Source organism: Mesorhizobium sp. L103C131B0, from assembly GCF_000502275.1.
Taxonomy (GTDB): domain Bacteria; phylum Pseudomonadota; class Alphaproteobacteria; order Rhizobiales; family Rhizobiaceae; genus Mesorhizobium.
Genome location: NZ_AYXC01000005.1, coordinates 136,910 through 153,354 on the forward strand (window position 1 = coordinate 136,910; position 16,445 = coordinate 153,354).

The 16,445-nt window shown below is 58.8% G+C and carries 11 protein-coding genes; 8 read left to right on the plus strand and 3 right to left on the minus strand.

Features of this window, described 5'->3' with window-relative positions; all coding sequences use genetic code 11:
* The first annotated feature begins 84 nt into the window (after window positions 1-84).
* The 7 genes from X730_RS0133625 (at window position 85) to X730_RS153010 (ending at window position 11,314) form a co-directional block, all read left to right on the plus strand.
* Complete coding sequence (locus X730_RS0133625) at window positions 85-1,146, plus strand: NAD-dependent epimerase/dehydratase family protein (protein WP_081731572.1); 1,062 nt, start codon at window positions 85-87, stop codon at window positions 1,144-1,146.
* Window positions 1,143-2,420, plus strand: coding sequence for a glycosyltransferase family 2 protein (locus tag X730_RS153030; protein ID WP_023756169.1), 1,278 nt, complete (start codon window positions 1,143-1,145; stop codon window positions 2,418-2,420). Before X730_RS0133625 ends, X730_RS153030 begins: the two co-directional genes overlap by 4 nt.
* 38 nt (window positions 2,421-2,458) lie before the next feature.
* Window positions 2,459-5,227 (plus strand): DUF3131 domain-containing protein, encoded by a 2,769-nt coding sequence (locus tag X730_RS153025; protein WP_023826197.1) that lies wholly within the window; start codon window positions 2,459-2,461, stop codon window positions 5,225-5,227.
* Window positions 5,228-6,544: 1,317 nt separating this feature from the next.
* Window positions 6,545-7,567 (plus strand): hypothetical protein, encoded by a 1,023-nt coding sequence (locus X730_RS153020; protein WP_023826198.1) that lies wholly within the window; start codon window positions 6,545-6,547, stop codon window positions 7,565-7,567.
* Window positions 7,564-8,172, plus strand: a complete 609-nt coding sequence (locus tag X730_RS1000000165315; protein ID WP_023826199.1) for a RelA/SpoT domain-containing protein — start codon at window positions 7,564-7,566, stop codon at window positions 8,170-8,172. Before X730_RS153020 ends, X730_RS1000000165315 begins: the two co-directional genes overlap by 4 nt.
* Window positions 8,173-8,350: 178 nt before the next feature.
* Entirely contained in the window at window positions 8,351-9,181 is an 831-nt protein-coding gene (locus X730_RS153015) for a glycosyltransferase (protein ID WP_023826200.1), read from the plus strand.
* 333 nt (window positions 9,182-9,514) lie between these two features.
* Complete coding sequence (locus X730_RS153010) at window positions 9,515-11,314, plus strand: family 16 glycosylhydrolase (protein ID WP_196814817.1); 1,800 nt, start codon at window positions 9,515-9,517, stop codon at window positions 11,312-11,314.
* A 256-nt stretch (window positions 11,315-11,570) separates the two neighbouring features.
* Here the strand turns inward: X730_RS153010 and X730_RS153005 are convergent, their stop codons facing one another.
* The 3 genes from X730_RS153005 to X730_RS152995 all read right to left on the minus strand — a co-directional run bounded on the left by X730_RS153005 (window position 11,571) and on the right by X730_RS152995 (window position 15,010).
* Window positions 11,571-12,983, minus strand: coding sequence for a hypothetical protein (locus tag X730_RS153005; protein WP_023826202.1), 1,413 nt, complete (start codon window positions 12,981-12,983; stop codon window positions 11,571-11,573).
* The gene (locus X730_RS153000) at window positions 12,973-14,178 is read right to left on the minus strand and encodes an MFS transporter (protein ID WP_031196852.1); all 1,206 of its coding nucleotides are present in this window, start codon (window positions 14,176-14,178) and stop codon (window positions 12,973-12,975) included. Before X730_RS153000 ends, X730_RS153005 begins: the two co-directional genes overlap by 11 nt.
* Window positions 14,179-14,284: 106 nt before the next feature.
* The gene (locus X730_RS152995; RefSeq protein ID WP_245261345.1) at window positions 14,285-15,010 is read right to left on the minus strand and encodes an AraC family transcriptional regulator; all 726 of its coding nucleotides are present in this window, start codon (window positions 15,008-15,010) and stop codon (window positions 14,285-14,287) included.
* Between the two features lie 440 nt (window positions 15,011-15,450).
* On the opposite strand from X730_RS152995, the gene X730_RS0133630 reads away from it, so the two are divergent.
* Window positions 15,451-16,440, plus strand: a complete 990-nt coding sequence (locus X730_RS0133630) for a class I SAM-dependent methyltransferase (protein ID WP_031196854.1) — start codon at window positions 15,451-15,453, stop codon at window positions 16,438-16,440.
* Window positions 16,441-16,445: the final 5 nt, after the last annotated feature.

Genomic DNA, 16,445 nt, shown 5'->3' on the forward strand with positions numbered 1-16,445 from the left:
CTGTGGAAAAGTTGTTTCGATGCCTGGGGCGCACAATGAGGGGGTGCGGTTGTCCTTCGTCTTCAATGCAGGAGTGTCGCCATTATGGGTACATACATCAGAGAAGTCAGATGCCTGATAGCGGGAGGTGCAGGGTTCGTCGGAACGAACCTCGCGCGCAGTCTGCTTGAGAATGGCGCTACCGTGGATTGCGTCGACAATTTTTCGACAGGCCGCAAGGCCAATGTGACGGATCTTGCCCGATATCCGAACTTCAACTTCATCAAGCTCGATGTGACGGATACGGCATCCTGCGACCGCTTGCTGCGGCGCCGCTACAGTCACGTCTACAACCTTGCCTGCCCGACCGGCGTACCCAATATTGCGTTGCTCGGCGAAGAAATGCTCATGACCTCTTCGATTGGCGCATTGAACCTGCTCAAGGTCGCACGCCGGTCAAAGGCCAGCTACCTCTTCGCCAGCACCGCAGAGGTTTATGGCGACCCAGAAATCTTTCCGCAGCCGGAAAGCTATGTCGGCAAGGTCGATCCTGTCGGCCCGCGCAGCCCCTATGAGGAAGGCAAGCGCTTCGGCGAAGCCCTCGCTCACTTCTGGGCCCAGAAGTACGATGTCGATGTCCGCATTGTGCGTATCTTCAACACCTACGGTGCAGCAATGTCGCCCGATGACCAGCGGGTTATCCCGCAGATGCTGTCGCGGCTGATTGCCGGCAAGCCGGTGCCGATCTATGGCGACGGCGCCCAGACCCGGACCTTCCTCCATGTCGACGATTTGGTCGACGGCCTGGTCACCGTCATGGAAAAAGGCAAGAAAGGCGAGGTCTACAACATTGGCGGCGATACGCAGATCACCATCTGCGACTTGTTCGAGCTGGTGAAGACGGCAACCGGCCTCGCGGGCAAGGCACAGTTCAAGAAACACTTCATTGCCGATCATCGCGGCCGGTGCCCCGACACCGCAAAAGTACGGGCGCTGGGATGGCGCCCGCAGGTCTCGCTCGCCGACGGCATTCGCCAGAGCCATCGCGATCTGCTGGCATCGATCAACGCTCATCCGCCCTGCAGCAACGGCGCGGTGACCAGTCAGCTTTTGGGACGTCGAATTTCCGCAGGACTCGATCCCGATCTGCGACCGGCCCTGACATGAACGAGGTCGCGGCGGCCAACATAGCCATGATGGTGCTCAGCGCTTCGCTGGGCATCAACATCATCTTCTGGTGCACGATCGGCGTCATCAGGTTCGTGAGCGAATTCGGATCGCGAAATGCCACGGGCGCACTGCCGAGTGTCCGCCTCGCCGATGTAGCCGTCGTCATTCCCGCGCACAATGAAGCGATCGCCCTGCCGAAATGCATCGCAGCGCTGAAGCAGATCATTCCGGCCAGACAAATCTACGTGGCCAGTGACGGTTCCCGCGACGCCACAGTGGCGATTGCTCGCGCTGCCGGCTGCAGGGCTCTCGACATCCAGCCCAATGGCGGCAAGGCCAAGGCCATCGACCAGGCGATACGGCACTACCGTCTTTGCGATCGATACAAGGCCGTGCTGATCCAGGACGCGGATTCCGAAATCGATCAGCATTATTTCCGCCACGCACTGCCATTGTTCGACGATCCCGGTGTGGCGGCAGTTGCAGGCCATGTCCTGTCGCGCTGGCGCGACCACCGCTGGCCAAGCATTGACATGCTGTTTGCGGCCTACCGGACGCGGCTCTATCGGATTCTGCAGACAGCATTTCAATACGGACAGTCCTGGAAATGGACCAATGTCACCTATATCGCGCCGGGCTTTGCCAGCATGTATCGCACCGACGCGCTGCGCTTCATCGATATCACCGCGCCCGGACTTGTCATCGAGGATTTCAATATGACCTTCGAGGTCCAGCACAAGCGGCTGGGGCGTGTTGCCTACTCGCCACTGGCCCGCTGCTCTTCCGAAGACCCCTTCACACTAAACGACTATCGCAAGCAAGTTCAGCGCTGGTACCTCGGCTTCTGGCAGACCGTATGGCGCCACGGGATCTGGCCAAGCCGGTTCTGGCTGTCGCTGGGCGGACTGCTGACGGAGTTGATGGTCATCTCATTGTTTGCGCTGGCACTGCCTTTCGCCGCGATCTTCTATCTCGCAACGGGTATCGAGATTCCGGCCATCTCGCTCAATGAATTGGCTGTGCATCCGGTGTCTCCACTCGGCCTGCTGGCCCTGTTCCTTGCGGTCGACTACTCGCTCACCTTCGTCGTCGCCGTCATTGAGTGCCGTCCAAGTCTGCTTGTTTATGGCCTTGCATTTCCATTCATCCGGCTGCTCGACGCTGCTCTTTTCCTGCGCGCGCTGCTCAAGTCGCTTTCCGCAAAATCGGACGGCCGCTGGATCAGTCCGGAACGATACGTGCCAGTCGTCCTCGACGGGAGGAAAACATGAACATAACCCGACGGACTGCCCTTCTTGGTGGTCTTGCGATGCCGCTGCTCGCATTCGCGGGCAAAGGCATTTCGCGGGCCGCGACCGCCGAGACATTGCCCAACCCGCTGATCGTCGCCATCAGCGGACTTGATGCCAGGGCAAAGCCGGCCCGGCTCGCAGCACTTACCGATGCGTTCCTGGCCCGCAAGGTGCCGATCCTGGTCACCATCGCGCCCGTCGATGCCACTGGTGCTTTGCTTGATTACAATTCCGACGTGGCCAAATGGCTGCGCCAGACGATCCTGCTCAATACGGGCGGGATCGAATTCGGCGCGCACACGGACACCATCACTTCTGCGGATCCCTATTTCCAGGCGCGGCAGGCCAGCGACATCCAGGCCGCCTTTTCCTATCTGGCCAACGAGTACCAGAGATATCAGTCGAAGGCGGTCATCACGGCTTTGACAATGACAACCAATTCGCCGTTGCGGTCGCACCAGGACGCCTCGTCGCTGCGCGCGGCCGGTATCCGTTCGCTGATCAGGCTGCATGGCGGGCTCGAGGACAAGGTCGGGCTGCAGCCGGTTAATGGCGGCTACTGGAGCACCGACACCAACCTGGTCAATGTCTTCGCTTCCGCCCTGACCTCGACCAGGCCGGCGGCCGCGAGTTCAGGCCCGATGGATGTGCCGACCCTCGGCGCCAACATTGCCGGCCTGACCGACCGCAAAAATCCGATCATTGTCGATATCCCGTTTGCGGCACTGGCAGGCCTCAGCGACGGCGATCTGGCCGGTTATGGGGCGACCGTCGCACAGGCGGCGGTCGATGCCATCGCGAGCGGCAAGGTGCGGAGCATTCTGCCGCAAAAACTCTACGTCCAGAGCAAGCAGACCAACCGCCTCATCGTCGTCCGGGTCGATGATCTCCGCGTCGACCGCGACACCGACCCGAGCCATATGGCTTTTGTCTACGATTTGATCGAGTCCGGCTATCCCGTCACCGATGCGATCATCCCCGCGCCGCGGTCGGGCCGTTTGTCCACGGATGAAAAAATCAAGGCCTTTCTGCGCGCCATGCTGCCGGAAAAGCACTACGATATCGCCGCACATGGCTGGAACCATACGCCACAGGAACTGCTCGGCAATTCGTCGCAAAAGGACTTCGACCTGATCAGGGACGGTATCAGCGAGGTCTATCGCTCCACGGGCAAGTTCCCGACTTCCTACATCCCGCCCAACGACGCCTTCGACGACAACACGCTGAATGCTGTGGCTGCCACCGGCACGCCCGTTTTCAGCGCCGAGAAGGGCGATCTGCGCTGGTTCAGCGGGATCGACAGGCGTGGCATCCTGCACGTCTCCAACACCATGAAATTCGAGAAAGCCTGGACCCCCGACCTCCCCTATTTCACCAGGCAGCAGGTGCTCGACTATTTTGGCACCCACAACGATGCGGTGTTCTGCATCCATCCGCAGACTGCCAACACGCCGGAAAAGCAGGCGCTGGTCCTCGACATGCTGGCCGAGCTTTCCAGTCAGCCCGGCACGAAACTCGTCAACTTCGACGAATATTGTCGCGCCGTCAGTCCGGCGATGCCGAAGGTCGATCGCATTCGCAGCGCGCGCGCCGATGTGTCGGTGCGCGACTGGATCAAACCGGATCCGTATCCGCTGGACGACGGCGTGCTGAAAGCAGATGCGGCACTGGCCTGGAGCTATTTCGACTGGGGCGCGAAGAATTACAACGGCATGGTTCCGGCCACGTCATGGATCGAGTTCGGCAAGCAGACGGGCTACCCGTTCACGACGATGTGGGATGTCGGATCGTACATCCTCGCCGCCTTGTCGGCCGAGCGTCTCGGCATCATCGGCCAAACCGAATTCGAGACGACCGTCAGCCGGATCATTGCTTTCCTGGGCGAAACCAGCTTCCGTTATGCAGGCGGAAAACTGCCGCACACCGAGCGCGCCTTGAAGTCGCAAGCTGGCCAGCGCGACGGCTTCGACAGCGCCGACACCGGACGCTTGCTGATCGCTCTGAAGATCCTCGACAACTACACGTCCGGCGCGTTCCCTGTTTTCGACCTTGTGTCGGGTTGGTCGTTCAAGCCCGTACTCAAGGGCGGCGAAATGCATGTCGTCAGCGACAAGGGCCGCATTTCGTCCGCGCATGCGAACAGCTATGCCGGCTATGCCGGCCGCGGCTACAGCATGTGGGGCGAAGAGCTCAAGCCGGTCTTCGATACAGCCCATCCGGACCGCAACATGGACGAGGCCGTTGTTGCGCTGGGGGAAATCCAGCGCCGCGGGCGGATCGCCACCGAACCTCACGTCACCGAGGTGATCGAGCTGGGCGGTTCACCGCACGGCCGCCTGATGGCCGACATCCTCTACGCCGCCCAGCTCAAGCGCTATCGTGAGACCGGCATTGTCACCTGCGTCTCGGAAAGCGCCATGGTCGGCCCACCCTATTTTACCTATCAGGGGTATCAGTTGACCGACATTGGCGGCAATTTCACGGTCGACACGATGAAAACCTCGGCCCCGGACAAGGCGGCAAAACTGGCTGATTCCCTGCGTCTGGTCAGCGCCAAGGGCGCCTATCTCTGGCACGCGTCACGCCCCGGTGATTATTCGACCATCCTGGTCGACCTGGTCAGGGATCGAGCGAAAATGCCGGGCATGGGCTTCTCCTCCGGCATTTCGGAAAAGACAGGCAAGGCCATCCGGGTCAGCGACGTCAACACCAACGGCATCATCCTCGAATCCGTCGCCTATATTCTTGGTGGGCGAAAACCACTCCTGCTCTCGGAAGAGGCATGAGCAATTCCAACAAAGCTTGAAGCGGTTTGTACGGATTGTGTAGCATGGGCTTCCGCCGGGAGCGATTGCGGAGATGCGCGTTGCGGCGCTGGCCCCTGCGATCGTCTCGGTCATGTAAGTAGAGCCGCGTTTAAGTAGAGCCGCGTTCTCCGCGAGCCTCGCGCCGGGAATCGCTCGAATTTCTCGTTAGTGCAGAGTTTCCGGCGCGCGCGAGAAGTACGATAGCTGCTGAGACCGAAGCCAGCGGGCAAAGGCTTGGAGCAACCAGGAAGGCCCTGGCGTGAATAAACGGGCGACCGCTGGATTGGGTTCCCTTGGTGAATGGTGGCTCGCTCCGCGCAAGGCGCGAGCGGACCAAGATATGAGGGCATATCTCGGTCAGCACCCGGGACCGTCGACGAACTCGCTGCGTGCACCGCGGTTGACCTTTGACCTTTGGCACACGCTATTCCGATCCACCTTTGCAGCAATGAATGGATCTCGCCGCTTCGCTTATCGACAGTCTTGATGACGGCCGTCCTGGAAACAGGGATGATGCCGGATGCACTTCTGTCTGCGCCGGCAGATTTTCGAATGGCACGCTCATCTCGCCCGCCAAGCCTCCCGGCGCTTAACCCTGTTTGTGGCCTCTTGTTGGCCTTGGTCCTGATTGAGTTCCGGACTGCATTTTATGCGACTTCAGGTGGGTGTGCCCACCGAATTTTAGTCTTGGCGGCTAGAATAGTCCCTGCCCTATCGAGCACCAGAGCCTACGGAGTGATTTGCCCAATGATCAACTGCGGCGCTGAGGCCGCTGCCTTCGTCGCGGCGATGCGTAATGCACCTCAGAGGATCGCGAAGGAACGCGACCTTCAAGAAATACGGCCGTCAGTAGCAGCGCTAGTCCATTGTGTTGTGGCTATCCTCGCGATCAATGTCCGGTGTGTCGCCACTTAGATGTGCCGCCTAGCGCTCGCAATGTCCGCTTTTGGGAACGCCGAAAATGGGTCTAAACGGCCGACATGAGGCGCATTGCCGCCCTCAGCGTTTGGGCGGGTAGCGAACCGGCAGATGTCGGCATCGCTCATCAGCGATAGCCGCCCTTCTGTCCCGAATAGCGAAGGTTTGAGAATGGCCCGATGAGAGCTCCCGTTGACGGAGATCGCATCATGGGGAGGTCGTTTTCCTTTCTGCAGCGCATTCTAGCGCCTGCCGTTTGACAATCTTCAGGCAAATGTTTGAGATACATTCCGTGCTAGAAGCTTCTATGTGGCGGAGTAAGCCGCAGCAAAGGGGCGATTTTGCGATTTTTCTGCACTTACTTCAGGGGGGAATAGCGTGCCTATTCAAAGTATTTATACATACCTTGTCTATCCCGGCAAAGGAGCCGGCGAGGTCGACGCTATCAATGGCTCTGCTGTCCCACTACAGGGTAAGCTCTTCGACCTGTTGGAAGAGGTATATCTGCGATCAGATAACGAGTATACAATCGACATTGCGTTCAGCCTGGGAGCAGACGGCACCCAGACGAACCCATGCCGAGCACTTCTGATCAATCACCTCACCAACGGGACGATCGACACCGGCCGTCTATTGGCCGAGCGGCTGGCGCAGCACACCACCAAACGGTCAGGCCTGGGACTGCTGTTTCTCGTGGCGGGTCAGGACGGCCAAAACCGTAAGATCGTCGTGTCGCGCTTCCCAGCTCACAGTGCAGTGTTGGCGGAGGCAGAGGCGGCAACCCTGACCCTCGCCTTTCTTGAGCGCGTCTTTATGAGAAACGCTTACTCATACAAAGCGGTCGTCTACCAGCATACGTCGCTGACCAACGGCTTCTGGACGGGCCGCGCCATCGACAAACAGATCGAGAGTCGAGAGCGTGAGGTCTCTCAATACTGGATCAACGATTTCCTCGATTCCGGCCTTCGAACGACCCCTACGCGCGGAACGCGCCGGCTTGCGCTCGCGCTCAAAGCAGCGGTCAGCAAAGCCAAGGACGTAACCGTGAAAAGTGAGATCGCGTCGGCGGTCACTCTCGGCCCAGGTATGCAGGGACAGACCACCAGCGTGAACGGCTTTCTCGACCACTTCCACTTCTCTGAGCCCACCCGAAACGCAATCCTCGCCGAGATAAAGGATCCGGCAATCCAGGCTGAGAATTTCGTTTTCGACGCTCCTGTGTTCACTGAGCAGGTGCCTTACCGCACCGTGGAGCTGAGCTCCGGAGCGGTGCTTACCGCGCCGTCGGCCGACTTTGATGAGGTCTTCACGAAGGAGCCGGTCCACGCTGAAGTTGACGGAGAATACAAGTACTCCACTGTAGGTTCTGTCGTGAGTGAAAAGATAGCGAGGTCAAAATGACGGACCTTCGAACCGACTATACGAATCGGTACACCAAAGCGCTGACGCCAGTAGCGACAGCGTTGATCGGCAATCTGACCGAAATTTTTGCGGGCACCCCTCGCGTTGACCGCGTGACCGCACGTCCAAAGTCAATCGATCGCTTCATGAGTAAGGCGGAGAAGGCGGACGGCGATAAGCTGAAATACGATGACCCGCTCAACCAGATTCAAGATCAGATCGGCGCGAGGATAATTGCCTTCTATTCGAGCGACGTTCCGGTGATCGAAGAGGTCATCCTTCGGGAGTTTCGACCAATCGAATCGAAACACGTCGTTCCTCAGCACCAATGGGAGTTTGGATACTTTGGTAGGCACCACATTCTCCTAATGCCGAGCGACCTGTATGGCGCTGCTGAGGACAAGGCCCTCGTCCCGGATGTCTTCGAGCTGCAGATCAAGACGCTTTTTCAGCACGCATGGTCCGAAGCAGAGCACGATCTCGGCTACAAGCCAGGAGAGCAACCGCTTAACCCTGAGGACGAACGCTTGCTCGCCTTCACATCCGCCCAGGCATGGGGTGCCGATCGCATTTTTGACGACCTATTTAAAAAGCGGTCGAACTAGCCATGAGTTACGAATTGCGCGGTGGCCTATTTTGGTCGCGGAATATCCACTTGCGGGGTTCCTGTGCGATCTGCTTATCGACAAGAGCCGACCGCCTCTACCGGCATGACCTTGTTACAAGCCCATCTTCCCGCCACTTTGCAGTCAAATCGTTCACAACCAAAGAGGCGCCTTCGGCATGTACCAACCCGGCTTCGAGGAGGACGATCATTTACGGTCTGCCTTCATTCGGTACCTCACCTTGCAAAAGCTCAATGAATGCTCTTTGCCCAGTATCAACGAAACGATAGATGATGCGGCGATCCCCCGCATCTTGGTGCGATACTGGCACGATCCGAACGATGTACCGGGCGACGTGCGAGAATGCCTCAACAGTTGGAACCCGTTGCAGAAGGAGGAGGGCTTCGAGTTTCGAACCTTTCATGACGCGTCAGCCGCTGCATACATCAGTGATGTATACGGACCCCCCGAGCGTGCGGCGTTCGAGCGATGTCGGCATCCGGCGATGCGCAGCGACTATTTGCGGATGTGCGTCATGCTGGCCGAGGGTGGCTTGTACGTCGATGCTGATGACGTGCTGGTGGGCGACGGCTGGAAGCAATTGCTTCTTGACAGCAAGTTAAAGCTGCAGCCGCTCTGCTACGACATTCCGACCGGGAAAATGATTACGGCGGCACAGATCTGGCAACACGATCTGCCCACCGCCAATCGCATATTTTACGTCAACAACAATCCCATCATAGCGCCACCCAGGCACCCCCTTTTACGACGTGCTCTCGCCCGCGCAACGGAGAGGCTGCTGGGCAGACGCCCGCGACCGGAAATCCAGTCTACGACCGGCCCCGGTAACCTTACGGCCAGCCTCGCAGCACATGCACATGCGTTGCAGGGCGTCGGCGCCGATCTGGACTTTGAACTGATCCGGGACTGGAGCGTGATCGCGGAAACGCGCTGGGATCTTTCCTATCGAAACGATGCTCGCAATTGGCGGAATATGGACGTCTGCTGAGACTGCCATGTCAGGAAGTTTGGCTCAATGAACCTTCTAAAAGCTTCGAGTTCCTTGCGCGCACTCACCTTCCGTATATCTCGTGCGGCGCTGGGTGCCATCCCCGGCCCTCGGATCTTAGCGTTCGGTCCGGGCAAAGACAGGATTGAGTCTATCGTGGTGATAAACCTGGACAGGCAGCCAAACAGATGGAGGCGCGTTTGCCGGGAACTCGGTCGTTTCCGAACACACAATGGCGCTTCGCTGACATCAATAGCCCATCGGCTTGCCGCGATAGATGCTCGCGATGGAAGGGCCGTAGCCGCGACCGCCGATGTCGACACGACATATCGCATGGGCGCTCAGTTGTTCGTGCAACCCGACGCGCGGCTGCAGGAGTGTTTCGGGCTGGACGAGCCGATCAGGATGACGCGGCAGGAAGTCGCCGTCGCGAGATCGCATATCGAGGCATGGAAGGCCATTGCGAACGGATCTGATGGGCACGTCCTAGTGCTGGAGGACGACATTTGGTTCCGACGCGGCGCTGCCACCGCTATCGACCGAGGGTGGCGCGCAGCATTGGAGCGCTGCGGGAAAGATCACGGACCGCCCCTGCTCTACCTGTCTTATCGGGACGCGGGAGGCACTGCGGAACGAATCGACGAGTGCGAAGCACTGTTTCGCCCCGTACGCGGTCTCTGGTTTCTGTCGGGCTACGTGCTGTCGCCCGACGGGGCCGCAGCGCTTTTACGATCGATGCCGGTTGTGGGACCGGCCGACCTCTGGATCAACCATCGGCTCTCCGAACTCGGCGCACTTGCCCTGGCATCACCTGCGATCCTCCAGAGAGAGGACGGGCCGTCGGACAATTCCTACTCGGTGTTGCCCTATCTCGCTCGGGCGGGAATTGTGGATTCCGGATCAGGCGCAATGCGGCCGGACCAAGCGCCGTCTGGCCAAGTGTTGGCCTGGAGTTCCGGCGGTCAACAGGAAAGCCTGGCCATGGCACTGTCGATGCTAGGACTGCGTGTGAGAGCCTTCGACGGCGACGAAAAGCCAATCGATGCCAAGCAGCTTTCGGCACTCGGAGGCATCTTCGACGCTCTCGTCGATGCCCCGCTGACGCCCGAAGCCCTGTCTGCGGCGATCAAACAAAGTGGGACAAAATTCATTGTCGAGCCGAACGCCGCGTTCCGGACAGCCCTTGAGCTGAAGCGACCTTCCCGATTAACGGTGCTGAACGAGCGCCAAGATGGCCGGACCTGGGCGCAGCTCTGCGCGCCTTTAGGTCTGACCGAACCTGTACACGCCTTCCCGATTGGCACGCCCCGTACGTGGAGGATGTTCCGCGACGACCGATCGGATGGCTCCCCTACAGCGATTGCGAGAACCTTTACGGAGGTGTCCCTACTCGATGACTCTCCTTGGGTTTTGCCCGCACAGGCCATATGGGAGCGCGGGCGGGTATCGAACCGGCACATGTCTTCACCGGGGACGACCGTCTTGGCAGCCGGCATGGACAGCCCGAGTCCTTGGCTAAAAACTCTCGTAGAGACCTTTCCAGGCAATCTGGCTTCGTTCGCCACGGTGGGGCTCCGGCACGGGCCCGATGGCGTCCAGCTCACCCTGTCAAAGGCGATCGACGGAGTCAGGCCATTTCAGTCTGGCGCTTTCGCCTCAACGCGCCCCTTCGGTCACGGGCGTTTCGAGGCTGAAATCAAGGCCGCCCCGGGATCGGGCCTCGTAACCGGTTTCTTCCTTCATCGAGAGTCCCCGCGACAAGAAATCGACGTCGAGCTTTCCGGAAACGACCCGCAGCGCATGCTGGTCAATGTTTACTTCAACCCTGGTGATGAAGGGAGTGCGATGGGCTTCGGTTACCGAGGGTCTCCGTGCCGTATCGAACTAGGCTTCGACGCGACTGAAGATTTCCATACCTATGCGATTGAATGGCGACCAAACACCATCATTTGGTCGGTAGATGGCCACGTTGTCCACGAGCGAGTCAGCTGGGACCCCACACCGGTTCCGCACCTCCCGATGCACCGGCACGGTAACCTATGGGTGCCTCGCTCTGAAGAATTGGCAGGGCCGCTCGACGAGGCTTTTTTGCCCGCAACGGCCCACTTCAGGAACGCTTCGGTATGCATGTAAACGCAGCTGGTGGCGCACGCGATTCACGCGGGAAGTACGTTGGAGTGAAAATTCCCCCGTTGCTACGTTCGAGAGAGGCGACGAGCAAAAAGCTGCTCAAACACATACGTGCCCTGCCAGAATATGCGGCCATGCTAATTGTGAACTTACGGCAGGTTTCGGGATCAGCTGATTCGATCCGGAGCGGCTTAGATGAGGCGCAAAGCAGCACTTCGCATCCCGGCACATATGCCAGCCGCTAGATCATATAAACAGTTCAGGAGAAGGCCCATTCCTCGTCGGCCGGCGTGACCAGCCCGTTCCGCAGGCGGCTGTGAAGTTCATGCCACGACGGGTCTGACACGAAGCCTTTCATGCCTCCACATGCCTCGGCGAAGGAAATGTCGCCCAAACGGTCGATAAGATTACTCATCGCGCCGTTCCCGCCATTCAGGAATAGCTCAAGCGGATCATCATCACACTCAATTACCCGATGTCCCCAAGCACCCGGTGCGTCGTCGGTTGCGAGAGCCCGCCGTAGATCTTCATCCACGCCTGCGGCCTCGAGCGCCCGGCAGACGACATAGCGCATCAGGGGGTAGTAGATCGGTTGGTAGCTGCCTCCAAGCGCGCGTACGCCGGGCAGGATCGACAAAACCAGAAACATCAGCAGGAGATTTGGGACAAGGCTGCGGTTTGCCAGCCGCTCGAGGATGTCGGGGGCTGTGAAGCACGCCACCTTCCTACCGGTCGCAGGATCGATGAGTTCGCCGGCGATCAGGCGCAGCGGATGGCGTTTACCATTTTCATAGAGCCAGAAGAAATCAGTACCGCGCGAGAGCCAGCCACTCCAGGGGCCGGACGCAAGCCCATCGAGGCCGGCAAGGATATTGGAGGCGAACTTCGGGTCTTCCAGCAGTCTCATACGCAGCCACGAATTTTCGTCCGACAGATGGGCCGCCACCAGGTCGGTGATATCCTCGTCGTCGATCTGCAGGAAGGCAAAGTGGCCTCCGAACATTTTTGGCCAAAGGATGAGATTGGCTGCCTTGATGGCATGCGCGGGGCGCTCGAACTGCGTCTTCGGCAGAACGGCACGAAGCAGCGTGAGCGCGTCGCCCCCAGTGTTTGGTTCCGTCGGTAACAACTCGAACTTATAGGGTCCCCGCCCGGCTAGCAGGCTGTATCCGATCATCCGGCTTCGGCTCAGGCCAAAGACGTTGACCGGCTTCCCGTCAATGGTGAGCCAGCCTGGCCCCTTGCGTGGCTTTTCAACAAGGTTCACCGTTGAAACGGCGTAGGAAACATAGGTCGAACAGCCATGCGCCGAGAGACCAAGGAGGCTGAAGATATGCGTGTAATAGGCTTCTGGCTCCATAAGGAGAAACAAATGAGGGCCTGTCTGCAACACGCGGCGCCTTTCGAAATCCCTGCAGATTTCCGAGGCGGTGTCGGTCGACAATCCGTTTCGTGTCGCTGCCCTCCTGATGATGCCGAGTAGTTTGGTGAAGGCTTGGAGCCGGATTTCTGGCATGGGACCCGAAGCCGGCGTCGTAAACAGGCGAAACGCATAATCGCGGATCGGCCGGGAATGATAAGGTTTCATCCAGGGGTAGAGTGCCTCCAGCGACCCCAAGACTGCCTGTTTCGCATCTACGCCTGCTGTTAGCTCTTCCACCTCACGATTCACCCTTTTCTTCCGGCTGACCGGCACCGACGCTCAAACACAAAATACTGATGAGGAGCACCACTCCGAAGCTGAAGAAAATCGTCGAAGGAAATGCTCGATCTCCGACAGCGGCGGCGATGCCGAAGATGAGTAGTCCGAGCGCCACGGCCACACTGTGCATAATGCCTTTTGCCCGGCCCAACAGATAGATCGATATAAGCGACTGCAATGTGCATTCAACGCTGACGCGTCCAAGATTGTATATAAATCCGAGCGCGGCAAAAAGGATCACTGTCCAGGGCGTGGGCAGAGATGCCAGCGCCATGAGTACCAGCGCCGTTAAGCCCAACAGCATGAGATGGAGCGCATGAGTGCTCATCGATCTTTCAATCCGGAATAGAGAGACCGCGCCGATCAGTGAGCCCGCTGACCATGCGGCCTCAAGGTAGCCGAAATTCACGGCAGTACCCTTCTGCTCCTGGAAGACGAAGCTAGATCCCATGACGCTGACAAGCACCGCGCTTGTATAGAGAAGCGCGTAGACGACAATGAGACGACGCAGGCTCGGATCGATTTGGGCTGCCGAGATTTTGGCGATGCGGACATCGCGCGAAACCGGTTGCAGCCGCATCAAGGCTAGGCAGCCCGCTGAAAACAGGAAGAAGGCAGCAAGAACGGTGAATGGCAGGGCTGGGGAGCGCTCATGCAGCAACGGCCCTGCAAGCAGAGCTGCGCCGAGGTTGCCAAACTGCATGACGAAGAAGACGGCGGAATTCGTGGCTACAAGATCGCGGCCGTCAGCTATCACGGGGATCATTGATTGAGAGCTCGTTAGCGCGACACGGTCGCAAAACGAAAAGAAGGCCGCTGACAGGCAAATGATCAGAAACACGTCCATGTAGAGGAACGCGCAAGCGGTAGCCAGCATAAGGAGGAAGCGGCTGAGGTCTGCCGCAACGTTCAAGCATCGCCTGTCAAATCGATCCGCCGCTACGCCGGCCAAAGGGCTCGCGATGAATTCGACAACGCTGACGATCGCAAGGAACGTCGCGACACCGGCGGTTCCGTACCCTCGCTCGACGAGAATCCAGGCGGATGCGATGTAGTAGCCGTTTCGGGCAACAGCCGCCGATAGCGTGCTGGCCAGCAATCCGAGGCAGGGTTTGGCCCGGTTGGGCCGTCCTTTGCCATGATGAATTCGAACCAGGTTTGACATGAGCGGCGTATCCGGCTGACCGCCGATGGATACCTTCTTCCGCCAACCCTGCTTTACTGTGATGTCGGGGTTTTCCGATACTTGCTGAGAACCGACAAGCGGCGGCCTAGATTCTGCAGTTACGTCGAAATTCCATGGGCGCCGCGCCGAAGGCCCGTTTAAAGGCGGTCGTGAAATGGCTCGAGCTGCCGAAACCACATTCCATCGCGATTTCCGTCGCCGACAAATTGGTTGATCGCAGCATGTCCGCGGATTGCTCCAACCGTCGCTGCGCAATGAATGCGTGCGGCGTCATGCCTGTCGACTGCTTGAAGGCCCTCCAGAAATGGAACCGGCTAACCCCAATCTCTTTTGCCAGATCGGCGAGCGTAGGTCTGCCGTCCGACAACGCCTCGATCATTCCCACCGCTCGCTTGAGATCGAACGATGACAAACCGCCTTTTGCCGGTTCCTGATGGAAGCCGTTCAACCTGAACATTTGCCCGAGCGCTTGCGTGGCCTGGCACTCCACCATCGTTGCGCTGATGGGGTCAGGCTGCCTGAGCTCCAACGCAATCCTCTGCAACGCCAGCTCTACAGTGCCGTCCCGAAATCCGATCGAAGGCGGCAGCACTGCCGGGCGATGGGCAGCCATTCCCGCAAACACATCGTCGGCGAACCCTTTTTCAATCGAGACCAGGAGATAGGAAGCGGTCGCGTCCCCCTCGTCCCACCCATTCCAATCAGTGCCGGCCGGCATGAAGATTATCGAACCGGCCCGGCGCGGCGAAAATGCCATCCGGCGTCCGTCCACAATGTCTTCGCCGCGGCTTGCTGTGCCTTTCAGGTTCATCAAGAACACATGGTTTGGCTGGAGGAGTCTTGTCTCCTGGCGCTCAAGCCCTGTTCTTTTGACTACGTCCGCCCGCACGCTCCCCCAACTCTCATACTTGTGGGCAAGCGATTGGTGACGTGACCGGCGATTCTCGGTCGGGTCGAGGGCAAGAGTATTCACGTATCCACAGCCTCCTTACTGGCGAGTGACCAGTCGTCGCATGATGTGGCGAACCATGGGTTGCTGAACAACACGCAAATAACTCTGGATTGGTAGAAGATGTGACTTTAGCGAAAAAATGGCAAACGAGTGAAAGCCGCCTGTATCCGGCAGGACTACGAGTTGGCTCAGCCAATACTTGAGCCCGGCGAAATATTAGACCCCACTTATCTTAGTGGAATTTCCCCCATCGACGTATCGGCATCTCACCAATGGAACGGTGCTGGAGGCATACTGCGATGCGTGGACTCGACGACTTTCTGGCTGAGTGCGACCATGGCCCACGGATCAACGGGCTAGCCGGCTTTTTCGCCGCGACCGCCGCTGGCAAGAGCGGGATGCCAATCCGCAAGCCCGTCGCCGACGCCCGCCTTCTGCCGAGCGATGAACTGCTGCGCGGCCTAGTCAGACTGCATGCGGCACGACAAGGCTTTTTCGACCAGCATTATCACGGCAGCATTCCCTACAGATTGGAGGAAGAGTGCCGGATGGCCTACGCAGTGCTGAAATACGCAGGGCATAGCGGCGCTCCGCTTTCGCTATACAGCCTTGGAACGGCGGAAGGCACGATGGCGAGAACGTTGTCCGAACTGTCCAAGGGACAAATACGCACGCTGTCGTGCAGCCCAAACGCGGAGAATTACAAATGCTTCATGGCCTATGGCCAACCACCGCACGCCGACTTTTTCATTGGTCCCTTTCATCATTTGACAAAGGACGTCCTGGGCTCGGATCCGCGACTGGCAAATTTCGCCCGCGGTTTCGATATTATTCTCGAAGATACGACCTTCCAGATGTACTCGCCCAACAGAGCAAGCCAGATCGAGTTCGTGACCCAGCACCTCAAGGCGGACGGAATCTTCGTCTTCGTCGAAAAGTTCCGGGCAACCGAGGAGCCGGACTACAGGCGTCGCGAATATCAGAAGGATTTTGGTTTCAAGGCGCGCTATTTTCCCCCAGACGAAATCGAGAAGAAGCAAAGCCTCGTTCTGAATACGATGTTCGGCAATGAGGTGACTTTGGCAGAGATGGCCGGCGCAATACGCGCGCATTTCAGCTACTGCTCCCTGACGTGGAACAGCGGAAATTTCTGTAGCCTCGCTGCGAGCAATAGCGCGGAAAACCTCAACCGGTACCTTTCCCAGATGGCCACTCCAGCCATTCCGCTCGAGTACGTCTACGAAACCAGTCTGACCCTGCCGGTTAGCGTCGCCGCCGCGCAGGAATAGGCGCT

What these genes read in the sequence shown, in the direction of transcription:
- X730_RS0133625 (WP_081731572.1), top strand. Translation starts at nt 85, where the DNA reads ATGGGTACATACATCAGAGAAGTCAGATGCCTGATAGCGGGAGGTGCA.
- X730_RS153030 (WP_023756169.1), top strand. Translation starts at nt 1,143, where the DNA reads ATGAACGAGGTCGCGGCGGCCAACATAGCCATGATGGTGCTCAGCGCT.
- X730_RS153025 (WP_023826197.1), top strand. Translation starts at nt 2,459, where the DNA reads ATGCCGCTGCTCGCATTCGCGGGCAAAGGCATTTCGCGGGCCGCGACC.
- X730_RS1000000165315 (WP_023826199.1), top strand. Translation starts at nt 7,564, where the DNA reads ATGACGGACCTTCGAACCGACTATACGAATCGGTACACCAAAGCGCTG.
- X730_RS153015 (WP_023826200.1), top strand. Translation starts at nt 8,351, where the DNA reads ATGTACCAACCCGGCTTCGAGGAGGACGATCATTTACGGTCTGCCTTC.
- X730_RS153010 (WP_196814817.1), top strand. Translation starts at nt 9,515, where the DNA reads ATGGGCGCTCAGTTGTTCGTGCAACCCGACGCGCGGCTGCAGGAGTGT.
- X730_RS153000 (WP_031196852.1), bottom strand. Translation starts at nt 14,178, where the DNA reads ATGTCAAACCTGGTTCGAATTCATCATGGCAAAGGACGGCCCAACCGG.
- X730_RS152995 (WP_245261345.1), bottom strand. Translation starts at nt 15,010, where the DNA reads ATGAACCTGAAAGGCACAGCAAGCCGCGGCGAAGACATTGTGGACGGA.
- X730_RS0133630 (WP_031196854.1), top strand. Translation starts at nt 15,451, where the DNA reads ATGCGTGGACTCGACGACTTTCTGGCTGAGTGCGACCATGGCCCACGG.